Below are 13,487 nucleotides of genomic sequence, written 5' to 3'. Positions count from 1 at the left end.
GCGCACTCCGTGGGGGAGGGCTCAACCCATGTACAGGCCACCGTTGACCGGATAGTCGGCACCGGTCACGTACGAGGCTTCATCCGAGGCCAGCCACGCGCACAGGCCGGCCACTTCCTCGGGCCGACCCAGCCGGCGCACCGGCACCGAGGCGGCCAGCCGATCCAGTACATCCGGCGGGAAGCTGCTGATCGCCTGGCTGGCGATGTAACCCGGCGACAGCGTGTTGACGGTAACGCCGCGCGAGGCCACTTCGGCGGCCAGTGCACGGCTGAAACCGTGCATCGCGGCCTTGGCGGTGGCGTAGTTCACCTGGCCGATCTGGCCCTTGTGGGCGCTGACCGAACCGATGTTGATGATGCGGCCCCAGCCGCGCGTGGCCATGCCATCGACCACCTGCTTGGTCAGGTTGAACAGCGCATTGAGGTTGGAGGCGATCACCGCGTTCCAGTCTTCCACCGTCATCTGCCGGAACAGCAGGTCGCGGCTGCCACCGGAGTTGTTGACCAGCACGTCCACTTCACCGACTTCTGCACGGACCTTGGCGAACGCGGCGCTGGTCGAGGCCCAGTCGGTGGCGTTGCCTTCGGAGGCGATGAAGTCGAAGCCCTGTTCGCGCTGCTCGCGCAGCCAGTTGGCCTTGCGCGGCGAGTTGGGCGCGCAGCCGGCGACCACGGTGTGGCCGCTGCGGGCCAGGCTCTGGCAGATGGCAGTGCCGACACTGCCCATTCCACTGGTGACGTAAGCGATTCGAAGCGTCATTGCAGAAGGCTCCTTGGCAAAGGGTCAGGCGGCGAGGGGATACAGGCCGAACAGCAGGCTGCCGATCATCAGCAGCATCGAGATGGCGATGGCCCACTTCAGGGTGAACTTCTGGTGGTCGGCGAATTCGACCTTGGCCAGGCCCACCAGCAGGTAGGTGGACGGCACCAGCGGGCTGAGCAGGTGCACCGGCTGGCCGGCCAGCGAGGCGCGCGCCATCTCCACCGGGGTGATGCCGTAGTTGCCGGCGGCCTCGGACAGGATCGGTAGCACGCCGAAGTAAAACGCGTCGTTGGACATGAAGAAGGTGAACGGCATCGACGCCACGGCGGTGATCACCGCCAGGTACGGGCCCCACGATTCCGGAATCACCGCCAGGAAGCTGTGTGACATCGCCTCGACCATGCCGGTGTTGTTGAGGATGCCGGTGAAGATGCCCGCGGCGAAGATCAGCGACACCACCGACAGCACGTTGCCGGCGTGGTTGACCACGCGGCGGCGCTGCTCGGCCAGGTTCGGGTAGTTGATCACCAGGGCGATGGCGAAGCCGACCATGAACAGCACCGGCATCGGCAGCACGCCGATGATCAGCGCGGTCATCAGCGCCACGGTCAGGGCCAGGTTGACCCACAGCAGCTTCGGACGCTTGATGTCCTCGGCGTCTTCCACGGTCGGCAGCGGATTGCTGTCATCGGACACGCTGTTGTCCATCCAGCTGCCGCCCTTGGGCAGGGTCACCACGCCAAGGCGACGGCGTTCCTTCAGGCCCAGGTACCAGGCCAGCAGCAGCACGCCGGCACAGGCGATCACCATCGACGGGATCAGCGGCACGAACACATCGGCCGGGTCCACGTGCAGCGCGGTGGCCGCGCGTGCGGTCGGGCCGCCCCACGGGGTCAGGTTCATCACGCCGCCGGCCAGGATGGTCACGCAGGTCATGTTCAGCGCGTTCATGCCGAGGCGCTGGTACAGCGGCAGCATCGCCGAGACGGTGATCATGTAGGTGGTCGAACCGTCGCCATCGAGCGAGATCAGCATCGCCAGCACCGCGGTGCCGAGCACGATCTTCATCGGATCGCCCTTGACGAAGCGCAGGATCACCCGTACCAGCGGATCGAACAGGCCGGCATCGATCATCACCCCGAAGTAGAGGATGGCGAACATCAGCATCACGCCGGTCGGCGCGATCTTCTTGATGCCCTCCAGCATCATCTCGTCGATGCCGGCACCGAAGCCGCCGATCAGCGCGAACAGGATGGGGATGGTGATCAGGGCGACGAGCGGCGACAGGCGTTTGCTCATGATCAAGTACATGAACGTAATGACCATGCCAAAGCCGAGGATGCTCAGCATCATCTGCGGACTCCTTGCAAAAACAGGATATGGGGGAGTGGAAGGGGGCCGGCCGGTTTGCCCGGGACAGCTGGCTTAGAAGTCGTACTGCAGGCGGCCGGTGACCGCGCGCGTGCGGTCCACTGTGACCCCGGCCAGGCGGTCGCGATTGCGGCTTTCGATCACGTTGAGCATGAAGCGCAGGTTATCGCGCAGGTACCAGTTGCCACCCAGCGTCCACGCTTCGGTGCTGCCACGGCGCAGGTCCGGCGCGCCATCGAGGTGCTGCGCGCCCCACATCTGGTCGTAACGCAGCGCCACTTCGAAGGCCCCAGCCTTGTGGCGGATGTCCTTGACCCGTGCGAAGCGGCCGGTCTTGCGGTCGTAGGCACGGCTTTCGCCGGTGACGAACCAGCTGAGCATGCCGTAGGCCGCCATCACGTCGCCGCGCTGGGCGCCATCATCGAAGGTGGCGCCACTGAACTCGCCCTGCCACGACAGCGGGCCGCGCACCTGCGCGTATTCCAGCGACCACTTGTTGACGTCGGTATCGCGGCCGGCGGAGAAGTCGACCAGGGTCAGGCGGCTGTTGTCGGACAGGTGGCCGGCCGGGCGCGGGCGGATACGCAGGCCGGGCACGCCGTTGGCCCCCGGGTTGTCGTAGGCCTCGCGGGCCAGCGACAGGCCCAGGTGCAGCACGTCACCGTCGCTGGGCGTGGGCGCCCAGGTGACGCGACCACCGGCCGCGCGGCCCTTCACCTGCCAGGCGTCGATGCTTTCCAGGCTGTAGATGCTGGCCGCCCAGGTGAAGTCACCCGGGTTGGCCTGCCACGAAGCGCCCAGGCGGTACAGCGGCGCCAGCGTGGTGCCGGCGTTGCCGCGCTCCAGGAAGCTGCCGTAGTTGGAGCTGGTACGGTCATCCAGCGAGAAGTACTGCTTGAACTGGCCGACGGTGAGCTTGCCGGCCTTGCCGAAGCTGCGCGCCAGGTACACGTCCTTGGCCTCGACGCGGTCGCCGGAGAAGTCGGCTTCCAGCTTGTAGTCGACCACGAAGAACCTGCCGGACACGTCCAGCCAAGCACGACGGATCTCGGTGTCGTCCTTGTTCGGGGTGCCGCGGTTGTCGTTGTCGAAGGTGGCGAAGTCCAGGTGCAGGCGGCCACCGAGAGTGGCGGTGACCGGGCGGTCGTCTTCGGCAGCGAAGGCCGGCGCCGACAGGGCAGCCAGCGCCATCATGGCGGCAGGACGCCGCCAGGCAAACGTGAATTCCACAAACCCTCCCAGGTGCGCGCCAGGCGCGCGGCAATCGTGGGCACCGGACGGTGCGCGGCCGCAGTCTGGGTCGGGCAAGCTGTCATCGTCCTGTCAGCGGTTTGTGCGGTGCAGCGAAAAGCGTGTCGCCGATCTCGCCGTGCCGTGCCCGGCAAGCGCGGCGGCGGCATGCGGTAGCATTCGGTTCCCCTCCCACCCGTGTGCCCATGCGCCTGCTGCTGGTCGAAGACAACCCGGATCTGGCCGATGCGATCATCCGCCGGATGCGCCGTAGCGGGCACGCTGTGGACTGGCAGGCCGATGGCCTGGCGGCCGCCAGCGTGCTGCGCTACCAGAGCTTCGACCTGGTGGTGCTGGACATCGGCCTGCCCAAGCTCGATGGCCTGCGCGTGCTGGCCGGCATGCGCGAGCGCGGTGACAGCACGCCGGTGCTGATGCTGACCGCGCGCGATGGCATCGAGGATCGCGTGCAGGCGCTGGATGTCGGTGCCGACGATTACCTGGGCAAGCCATTCGATTTCCGCGAGTTCGAAGCGCGCTGCCGCGTGCTGCTGCGGCGTGCGCGTGGCCAGGCCAGCGAAGTGGTGCAGATCGGCGGCTTCCAGTTCGACAACGCTGCGCACCGGGTCAGCCTCGACGGCGAACCGATCGAACTGCCCAACCGCGAGTACCGCCTGCTGGAGATCCTGGTCGGGCGCCTCGGCCAAGTGGTCGGCAAGGATGAGATCGGCAACGGCCTGTTCGGCTTCGATGACGAAGCGGGCCCGAATGCCATCGAATTGTACGTTGGCCGCCTGAGAAAGAAGCTGGCCGGCGCACCGCTGCGCATCACCACGGTGCGCGGTGTCGGCTATCTGCTGGAGGCCAGCGATACCCATGCCGACGCCGATGGCTGACGCGCGCGCTGCGACTGCGGCGCCGGGCTCGCTGCGGCGCACGCTGCTGCTCTACCTCGGCGTGCTGCTGGCGGTGTTCGCAGTGGCCCTGCTGTTCGCCGCGCGCGATTACGGCCAGCGCGCCGCCAATCGATCCTACGATCACCTGCTGGTGTCCTCGGCGCTGTCCATTGCCGATTCGGTGGCCCTGGTCGATGGCCAGTGGCAGGTCGATCTGCCGTATGCGGCGTTGGACCTGCTGGCGATGGCGCCGGAAGACCGCGTGTTCTATCGCGTGGCCGACAGCCGCGGCACGCTGATCACCGGCTATGGCGACCTGCCGGCACCGCCGCGCCGGCCCGGTACCCAGCCGCAGCTGTTCGATGCCACCTACAGCGGCGAGACCGTGCGCTTCGTGGTGGTCGGTCGCAGCTTCGCCGCTGCCTCGGCGCAGGGCGAGGTGCAGGTCCAGGTCGGCCAGACCCGGCGTGCGCGTGAAGCGGTCGCGCAGGACATGGTCAATCGCGCATTGCTCGCGATCGGCGTGCTGTCCGGGCTGCTGCTGGCACTGGTGGCGTTCGGCGTGCATCGCGCATTCCGGCCGCTGGTGCGGGTGGAGCGCGAGCTGTCGCGACGGGAGCCGTCCGACCTGAAGCCGCTGGATGCCCGCGTTCCGCGCGAGATGGACCAGATGGTGGCGGCGCTGAACCGCTTCATGGAACGCCTGTCCAGCAGCAACGAGACACTGCGCGCGTTCATGGCCGAGGCTGCGCACCAGATGCGCACGCCGCTGGCTGCGTTGCGCGCACAGGCACAGCTGGCGCTGGATGATGACGATCCGGAGGACATGCGGCGCAGCCTGCAGGCGATCGAGCGCAACGCCACCCATATGAGCCGGCTGCTGAACCAGCTGCTCAGCGATGCCAGCGTGATCCATCGTTCGCATCTGCAGCGCTTTGCAGCGGTGGACCTGGCCGAGACCGTGCACCAGGCCTTGCATGAAGCGCTGCCGCAGGCCGGTCCGGCGCCGCGCGTGCAGTTGGCGATGACCGCCGAACCGGCACTGGTGCACGGCGATGCGCTGCTGCTGCGCGAGGCGATCAAGAACCTGGTCGACAACGCACTGAAGTACGGTGGTGACGGCGACTTGCAGATTGCCCTTACCGTGGAAGGCGAGCAGGCCGTGCTGACCATCGCCGACCACGGCGCAGGCATCGCCCCGGCCGATGCCGAGCGCGTATTCGAGCGTTTCGCCCGTGGCGAAGGCGCGCCATCCGGCGGTGCCGGGCTGGGCCTGGCCATCGTCAAGCGCGTGGTCGACAGCCATGGCGGCCGCATTGACCTGAGCAACCGCCCGCAGGGCGGGCTGGTCGCCACCATCCGCCTGCCCCGGAGCAGTCCATGATCCGCTTGTTCGCGACGACTGTTGCGCTGCTGCTGGCCCTGCCGGTGTTGGCCGCGCCCGGCGATGTGCGCCGTTTTCCCGCACAGGGAGCGGCCACCGCGCAGTTGCGCATCCACGGCACCACCGACATCGAAGTGTTCGCGGTGGTCATCGCCGACTACCAGCGCCTTCACCCCGGCACCGAAGTGGTGTACGAGGACATCATCACCCAGGACCTGTACGCGCGTTACCTGCACGACCGTGGCGGGCCGGCATCACCGGACCTGCTGATCTCCAGCGGCATGGACCTGCAGACCAAGTTGGTCAACGATGGCCATGCGCTGCCGCACCGCTCGGCGCAGACCGCGGCGCTGCCGGCGTGGGCGCAATGGCGCAACGAGGCATTCGGCATCAGCTACGAGCCGGTGGTGATGGTCTACAACACCCGCGCACTGCCGGCGGCGAAGGTGCCGCACACGCGCCGCCAGCTGCTCGACCGGCTGCGTGCTGAAGGGGCACCGCTGCGCGGCAAGGTCGGCACCTATGACATCGAGCGCAGCAGTGTCGGCTACCTGCTGGCGACCCAGGACGCGCAGCGCGGCAGCATTGCCGGTGCGCTGCTGGGCGCGCTCGGCGACAACGACGTGGTGCGCGAGGAGCGTACTGGCGTGCTGCTGGACCAGGTGGCCAGTGGCCAACTGTCACTGGTCTACAACGTGCTCGGCTCCTACGCGCAGGCACGTGTCGATGCCGGCGCGCCGCTGGCCATCGTCGAGCCCGAGGACTACACGCTGGTGGTACTGCGTACCGCGGTGATCCCGCGCACCGGCCCGCATCCGGAAGAAGCGCGGCGCTTCCTCGATTACCTGCTGTCGCCGCGTGGCCAGCAGGTGCTGTCGCGCGAGGCGCGGCTGATGCCGATCGTGACCGGCAACGCACGGGGTGACGATGCGCCCGGCCGCAGCCGCCGTCCGATCCAGCTCGGCCCGGGCCTGCTGGTGTACCTGGACGCGCTCAAGCGTCGCCAGTTCCTCGATGCCTGGCGCAGCAGCGTCGAGCCGGCCGGGCGCTGAGGCGGCGACCTGCCCGTACAATGGCGGTATGAGCGAATACACCATCCTGATCGCCGATGACCACCCGCTGCTGCGTTCGGCGGTGGTGCAGTCCTTGCGGCAGAGCCTGCCGCTGGCGCAGGTGCGCGAGGTGGCCAGCGCCGAGGCATTGGCAGAGGTGCTGGATGCACAACCGGACGTGGACCTGGTGCTGCTCGACCTGACCATGCCCGGCGCACACGGTTTTTCCGCACTGCTGCACGTGCGCGGCTCGCATCCGGACATCCCGGTGGTGATCCTCTCGTCCAACGACCACCCGCGGGTGATCCGCCGTGCCCAGCAGTTCGGCGCGGCCGGTTTCATCCCGAAGTCGGCCCCGGCCGAGACCATCGGCGAGGCCGTGCAGGCGGTGCTCGACGGCGGCCTGTGGTTCCCGGCAATGGCCGCCGAGCGCTCGGAGGCCGATGCGCTGCTGGCCAGCCGCCTGGCCCAACTGACCCCGCAGCAGTTCCGCGTGCTGCTCTGCCTGGCCGATGGCCTGCTCAACAAGCAGATCGCCTACACGCTGGGGCTGGCTGAGAACACGGTGAAGGTGCATGTCACCGCCATCCTGAAAAAACTCGAGTGCCATAGCCGCACCCAGGCCGCGGTGCTGGTGAAGGCGCTTGAGCCTGAAGGCGACGCCGGCATCGGGCTGTAGTTTCCAGCCAACGGCACAGCCCCTCGTGGGTGGTCGCGCAAAGCAGTTCATGGGAGAGGCTGGGCAGGTTCCGTGCGCGTCCACCCACGGAAGAGAAAAGAGGATCAAAAGCAAAGGCAGCCTGGCAGGCCGCTTTTTGTAGAGCCGAGCCCACGCTCGGCTGCTTTCTGGCCGGTCGGTGAAGCCGAGCATGGGCTCGGCTCTACACAAGCAAGCGCAGCGCGCGACTTGCTTTTGATCTTATTTTCTTCTCCGAGGGTGGACGCGCACGGCACGTGTCCGTGGCCGGGTAGATGGGCTGCACAGGGGCGTGAGCCGCATGGATGCGGCGACCGAGCTTACAGGGACGTACTTGCAGCGCCCCCTGTGCAGCCCATCTACCCGGCCCCACCGATGAACTGCTTTGCGCGACCACCCACGAAGGGCTGCGCCGTTGGCTGGAAACTACCCGCGATGCCGGATCAACAACTGACTCATCAGCGCCCGCAGCGCCGGCGGCTTCACCGGCTTGGCCATCATTCCCCAGCCGCGCTCGGCGGCCATCTCACGCAATCCCGCATCGCGCTCTGCAGTGACCAGCACCACCGGCGGGCGTGCCTGCCACAACTCCGCCAGCGTCTCGTACAGCACCGGCCCGTGGTGATCGCCCATGCGCACATCCAGCAGCACCAGCTCCGGAACCGTCTCGGCACTGGCCAACTGCAGCGCCGCCTGTGGCCCATCGGCCAGCGCCACCTCGCAGCCCCAGCGCTCCAGCAGCGCACGGCTGGCCGCACACACGTGCGGATCGTCGTCGATCACCCACACCCGACGCCCACGCAGCGGGTTGTCCGCGCCCGGTTCCTGCGCCAGTACCCGCGCAGGCGCGGTGGCCGGAATCGCGCTGGCTTCGCCGAACGGTACGCCTACCGCGAACACGCTGCCCCGGCCCAGCTGCGAGCGCAGCCGGATCGGATGGCCGAGGAGGCGGCCGATGCGGTCGACAATGGCCAGGCCAAGGCCGGCGCCGCGCTGCTGGCCGTCGTGCAGGCGACGGAACTCCTCGAAGATCTCGCCCTGCAACGCGTCGGGAATACCCGGGCCCTGGTCGTGCACTTCGATCCACAGCAGTCCTTCACGGCGGCGGCAGCCAAGCAGCACGCGACCGCGTTCGCTGTAGCGCAGCGCGTTGGACAGGAAGTTCTGCAGGATGCGGCGCAGCAGCGCTTCATCGCTGACCACCACGGCATGGCTATCGACCCAGTCCACCACCAGCCCGCGTGACTGCGCGGCGATGCCGAACTCGCGCGCCAGTGTCTGCAGCAGGGGGCCCAGCCGGAACGCCTGTACGCGGGTGGGCAGGCTGCCTGATTCCAGCCGCGCGATATCCAGCAGGCTGTTGAGGATCGCGTCCTGCGCCGCCAGCGCGGCATCGATATGATCGGCAGTCTGCTGCTGCGCCGGGTCGCCCAGCTTGCCGCGCAGCACTGAGACGAACATGCGCGCAGCGTTGAGCGGCTGCAGCAGGTCGTGCACTGCCGAGGCGACGAAGCGGGTCTTGTAGCGGTTGGCCTGCTCGGCCTCGCGCCGCGCCTCGTCCAGGTCGCGGGTGCGTTCGGCGATGCGGTGTTCCAGCGCATCGGCCAGCGAGCGTAGTTCGCGCGCAGCGTTCTTGTAGCTGGTGATGTCCGCATAGCTGGTGACGAAGCCGCCGTCGGGCAGCGGGTTGCCGCGGATCTCCAGCACCGTGCCGTCGTCCTTTTCGCTCTCGCGCATGTGCGGGCGGCCACTGCGCAGGTGGTTCAGGCGGCGCTCGATGGCCTCGTCCACCGGGCCGGGACCGAGCAGGCCACGACGGGCATTGAAACGGAACAGTTCCTCGATCGGCCGGCCCACGCGCACCAGGTCTGCCGGGAACCGGAACAGTTCCAGATAGCGCGAATTCCACGCGACCAGGCGCAGGTCGCGGTCGATCACCACCACACCCTGCGGCAGGTGTTCGAGGCTGCGGCTGAGACCACTGTCGGCGTCGGTGGCGGCCTGCAGCAGGCCATCCTGTGCGGTGCGCAGCTCCTGTGCGTGCTGCTTGAGCAGGGTTTCCAGTTCGCGGCGGCTGCGCAGGCGATGCTTGGCCAAGCGCCTGCGCTGCTGCACGAACAGCACCAGGAAGCCCAAGGCCAGCCACGCGGCACCGCCGGTCAGGGCGGCCGCGCGACCGGCAGCAGTAGCGGCGCCGGCGTCGTGCAGCAGGTGCAGGTTCCAGCCCTCGGCGGGCAGCGCCAGGCTTTGCCACAGCATCGGCTGCGGCAGCGCAGGATCCAGCAGCCGCACCATGCGGCCGCCATCGGACAGCACGTCTTCGGTACGTGCACGCAAGGGCTGCAGGGCACGGTCGGCGTACTGACGTGCATCGAGCATTTCGCGGCGCTCACCGGCACGCAGCGGACGCAGCAGCCGGTAGCGCCAGCTGTCCCGGTTGGCCAGGAACACGACGTCATGGTCGTCGCTGGCCAGCACCACGTCCGGGCTGCTCAACCATTCCTGTTCCAGCGCGGACAGCTCGACCTTGATCACCACCACGCCGAGCCGCTTGCCGTCATCCTCGATGGCCTGCGAAAGGTAATAGCCGGGCACGCCGGTAGTCATGCCGATGCCGTAGAAGCGGCCACGGCCCTGCGCCAGCGCCTGGCGGTAGTAGGGGCGGTAGCTGTAGTTCTCGCCGACGTTGCTGGTCGGTTGGTCCCAGTTGCTGGCCGCGACCGCCACACCATCGTGGCCGACCAGGGTCAGGGTCGAGGCCCGGGTGACTTCATTGGCACGTTGCAGCTTGAGGTTCAGTCGCTGCCGTTCGCCGGGCGAGGGCGGCACACGCAGTGCGTGCAGCAGATCCGGATCCAGCGCCATGACCTGCGGCAAGGTGCCGAAGCGGTCGATGCGCTGTTGCAGGCCCTGGCCATACAGCTGCAGCTGGCGTTGCACCTGGCTGCTTTCGGCGCCGAGCGCGCGCCGCCAGGCGTAATGGCCAGCGGCGACCGCGCACAGCACGGTGCCACCGACCATCACCAGGATCGTCAGCAACAGCATCCGGTGGCGGCTGAGCCAGTACATGGCGGCAGTCTACGCAGGGCCGGCGGGCGTGGCGTGCACGCCCGCCGGGGTCTGACGTGGAAGGTGTCAGAAGTGCATCTGCGCGCGCAGTTCGAAGATCTCCGGCGTGCTGTGCACGCCACGACGGCTGGCGTCGACCTTCACGTAGTTGGCCTGGAACTTGAAGTGGCTGGTCAGGTACCAGTTCGCACCCAACGTCAGGTCGTGCTGGCGGCCACCCAGGATGTCGCCATCGTCGAGGTCCAGGCGGCTGTAACGCGCCACCAGTTCGACCGCACCGTAGTTGTGAGCCGGCTTGATGTTGGCCACCGCGCCGGCGTTGTACGGCCGCGATTCGCCGGTCAGCACCCAGCTGGCCATCGCGTACTGGCCGCTGCCGGTGAAGTCGGGCTTGCCGTCATGGCGGGTGACCGTGGCGCGCAGCGCTTCGGCCTGCAGCGAGAACGGGCCGCGGATCCAGATGCCTTCCAGGCCGGTGCGGCGGATCTGGTCGGCGGTGACCAGCGCGCCGGAATCGACGTAGCGGATGTCGGTCAGGCCGGCTTCCGGGCGCGCGCGCAGGCGGGCGCTGGCCTCGTGGTGCACGTCGCGGCCATCGCTGTAGCCGCGTGGGTTCTCCTGCGAGTAGGCCAGGCCCAGGTGGATAACGTCACCCGGCGCCTTCACCGGCGTCCACACCCCACGCACCGCCTGGGTGGTTCCGGGGTTGTCGCCCTGCAGGTCCTTGCCGCCATAGGCGCCTGCCTGCAGCAGGTACTGCGGGCGCTCCAGCACCCATTCCACACCGGTACGGCGGCCTTCGTAGAAGGCCTGCACCGGCAGCGAGGTTTCCAGGAAGCTGCCGGCACGCGAAGAGGTGTTCGCATCCAGGCCGACCGGCGTCTTCATGTAGCCGAAGCGGAAGCGGCCGACGTCACGGCCGAAGAAGGCCTTGCTCTCGAAGCGCACGAACACGTCCAGCCAAGTATCGGCCTGGAAGTCGTAGTAGACCATCGCGTCGTACACGCCCTTCTTCTTCAGCGTCGCACCGAATTCCTTGCGGCGCACGGCGTCGTCGTCCTCGAGGCCACTGGCCGAGGAAAAGTCGTTGTAGTCGTAGGCGATGTTGGCGGTAGCGGCCAACTCGGTGCCATCGCCGAAGGTGTACTTGGTCGGCCAGTTGTCGAAATCGGCGGCCGAGGCGAAGGCGGGAAGGGCGGCCAGCGACAGGGCCAGCAAGGTGGGATTCGGGCGCATGTAGGGTGCGGCTCTCTCAGATTGCGTGTGGACAGGACATCAACGGCCGCAGGGGCCGAAACTTTCGCAGGGACATGCCCAGCCGTTCAGCCCGGGCCACCGGCCTTCCCGTTTCCGGGCGGTGCGCCGCCAGTGTAGGCACCTGTGCCACCTGAACCGGGGGGCTAGTACCAATAGGTTATCTGCGCCGGCGTGCCTGGCGCGTACAAAGGCGTCCATTGGTCGCACCCCCTGTGCGTGCAGTACAGGGCCTGCGATCAGTTTCCACGGTAACGGCTCCCGTGCAGTCCCGGGGCCGTACGTGCCTGAAAACGCCCCTTCCGGAGTCCGCCATGCACATCCCGACCGCAGCACCGGTGCCTGCAAAGCCGTTGCCGATCTATCGCCAGCTGTACTTCCAGGTGATCGTGGCGATCGTCCTGGGTGCCATCCTTGGCCATTACGAGCCACTGGTCGGCGAGAAGATGAAGCCGCTCGGCGATGCCTTCATCAACCTGGTGAAGATGATCATCGCGCCGGTGATCTTCCTCACCATCGTCACCGGCATCGCCAGCATGACCCACCTGCGCACGGTGGGCCGGGTGTTCGCCAAGGCGATGGCGTACTTCCTGTTCTTCTCCACGCTGGCGCTGATTGTCGGCATGATCGTGGCGCACGTGGTACAGCCCGGCGCGGGCATGAACATCAACCCGGCCGAGCTGGACCAGACCGCAGTGCACAGCTACGTCGAGAAGTCGCATGACCTGACCCTGGTCGGCTTCCTGATGGACATCATCCCGAAGACACTGATCAGCGCGTTCGTCGATGGCAACATCCTGCAGGTGCTGTTCGTGGCGGTGCTGTTCGGCATCGCGCTGGCGATGGTGGGCGAGAAGGGCAAGCCGGTGCTGAACTTCCTGGAGGCGCTGGTCGCCCCGGTGTTCAAGCTGGTGCACATCCTGATGAAGGCCGCCCCGATCGGTGCCTTCGGTGCGATCGCCTTCACCATCGGCAAGTACGGCGTCGGCTCGCTGATCAACCTGGCCTGGCTGGTGGGCTCGTTCTACCTCACCGCGTTCCTGTTCGTGGCGGTGATCCTCGGTGTGGTCTGCCGCCTGTGCGGCTTCTCGGTGTTCAAGCTGGCGCGCTACCTGAAGGCCGAACTGCTGCTGGTGCTCGGCACCTCCTCGTCGGAGTCGGCGCTGCCGTCGCTGATGGAGAAGATGGAACGCGCCGGCTGCAGCAAGTCGGTGGTGGGCCTGGTGGTCCCGACCGGCTACTCGTTCAACCTGGACGGCACCAACATCTACATGACCCTGGCGGCACTGTTCATCGCCCAGGCCACCAACACCGAACTGACCCTGGGCCACCAGATCGCCCTGCTGCTGGTCGCCATGCTCAGCTCCAAGGGCGCAGCCGGTGTCACCGGCGCCGGTTTCATCACCCTGGCCGCTACCCTGGCCGTGGTGCCGGAGGTGCCGGTGGCTGGCATGGCGCTGATCCTGGGCGTGGACCGGTTCATGAGCGAATGCCGCTCGCTGACCAATTTCATCGGCAATGCGGTGGCCACCGTGGTGGTCTCGCGCTGGGAAGGCGCGCTGGACCGCAACCGCCTGCAGCTGGCGCTGGATGGCCGCGAGAGCGAACTGCCGCCGCCGGTCGATGCGCTGCCCGAGGCGCTGCCGGCCAAGGGCTGATCCAGGTGTGTGGTACCGCGGGGCCGATCACGTCAGTGGTACGGCCCCGCGGCATTTCAGGGCGTCCCATGGCTGTCATGGGCAGCGCCGAAGCTGGTATCGCGGTACCGT

Annotated in this window: 10 protein-coding genes; 5 read left to right on the top strand and 5 right to left on the bottom strand. The window is 67.7% G+C overall.

Annotation, left to right across the window (positions count from 1 at the left end):
- Positions 1–21 precede the first annotated feature (21 nt).
- The 3 genes from phbB to ACZ75I_RS16345 all read right to left on the bottom strand — a co-directional run bounded on the left by phbB (position 22) and on the right by ACZ75I_RS16345 (position 3,330).
- Entirely contained in the window at positions 22–762 is a 741-nt protein-coding gene (gene phbB, locus ACZ75I_RS16355) for an acetoacetyl-CoA reductase (protein WP_005419193.1), read from the bottom strand.
- Positions 763–786: 24 nt separating this feature from the next.
- Entirely contained in the window at positions 787–2,115 is a 1,329-nt protein-coding gene (locus tag ACZ75I_RS16350; protein ID WP_005419191.1) for a CitMHS family transporter, read from the bottom strand.
- A 75-nt stretch (positions 2,116–2,190) separates the two neighbouring features.
- Positions 2,191–3,330: an OprO/OprP family phosphate-selective porin gene (locus ACZ75I_RS16345; RefSeq protein ID WP_472959064.1), complete on the bottom strand. Its 1,140-nt coding sequence runs from the start codon at positions 3,328–3,330 to the stop codon at positions 2,191–2,193.
- A 242-nt stretch (positions 3,331–3,572) separates the two neighbouring features.
- Between ACZ75I_RS16345 and ACZ75I_RS16340 the strand changes: the two genes are divergently transcribed.
- From ACZ75I_RS16340 to ACZ75I_RS16325, 4 genes are read left to right on the top strand one after another with little or no spacing between them, the layout of a single operon-like run.
- Positions 3,573–4,262, top strand: a complete 690-nt coding sequence (locus ACZ75I_RS16340; RefSeq protein ID WP_005419188.1) for a response regulator transcription factor — start codon at positions 3,573–3,575, stop codon at positions 4,260–4,262.
- Positions 4,255–5,646, top strand: a complete 1,392-nt coding sequence (locus ACZ75I_RS16335; RefSeq protein WP_072167687.1) for a sensor histidine kinase — start codon at positions 4,255–4,257, stop codon at positions 5,644–5,646. The genes ACZ75I_RS16340 and ACZ75I_RS16335 overlap by 8 nt, the downstream gene beginning before the upstream one ends.
- Positions 5,643–6,698 (top strand): ABC transporter substrate-binding protein, encoded by a 1,056-nt coding sequence (locus ACZ75I_RS16330; RefSeq protein ID WP_180867625.1) that lies wholly within the window; start codon positions 5,643–5,645, stop codon positions 6,696–6,698. Before ACZ75I_RS16335 ends, ACZ75I_RS16330 begins: the two co-directional genes overlap by 4 nt.
- A gap of 28 nt (positions 6,699–6,726) precedes the next feature.
- Positions 6,727–7,377 (top strand): response regulator, encoded by a 651-nt coding sequence (locus tag ACZ75I_RS16325; protein WP_154351399.1) that lies wholly within the window; start codon positions 6,727–6,729, stop codon positions 7,375–7,377.
- 444 nt (positions 7,378–7,821) lie between these two features.
- Here ACZ75I_RS16325 and ACZ75I_RS16320 read toward each other — a convergent pair whose 3' ends face one another.
- Positions 7,822–10,464 (bottom strand): hybrid sensor histidine kinase/response regulator, encoded by a 2,643-nt coding sequence (locus ACZ75I_RS16320; protein WP_180867623.1) that lies wholly within the window; start codon positions 10,462–10,464, stop codon positions 7,822–7,824.
- 66 nt (positions 10,465–10,530) lie between these two features.
- Positions 10,531–11,700 carry an OprO/OprP family phosphate-selective porin gene (locus tag ACZ75I_RS16315; protein WP_180867621.1) on the bottom strand — a complete coding sequence of 390 codons (1,170 nt, stop codon included), beginning with the start codon at positions 11,698–11,700 and terminating at the stop codon, positions 10,531–10,533.
- A gap of 332 nt (positions 11,701–12,032) precedes the next feature.
- Here ACZ75I_RS16315 and ACZ75I_RS16310 point away from each other — a divergent pair, with 332 nt between their 5' ends.
- On the top strand, positions 12,033–13,376 hold the full coding sequence (locus ACZ75I_RS16310) for a dicarboxylate/amino acid:cation symporter (protein WP_180867619.1): 1,344 nt from the start codon (positions 12,033–12,035) through the stop codon (positions 13,374–13,376).
- Positions 13,377–13,487 lie beyond the last annotated feature (111 nt).

The sequence above is a fragment of the Stenotrophomonas sp. X genome (assembly GCF_055721025.1).
This window is presented reverse-complemented; position numbering and strand designations above follow the sequence as displayed.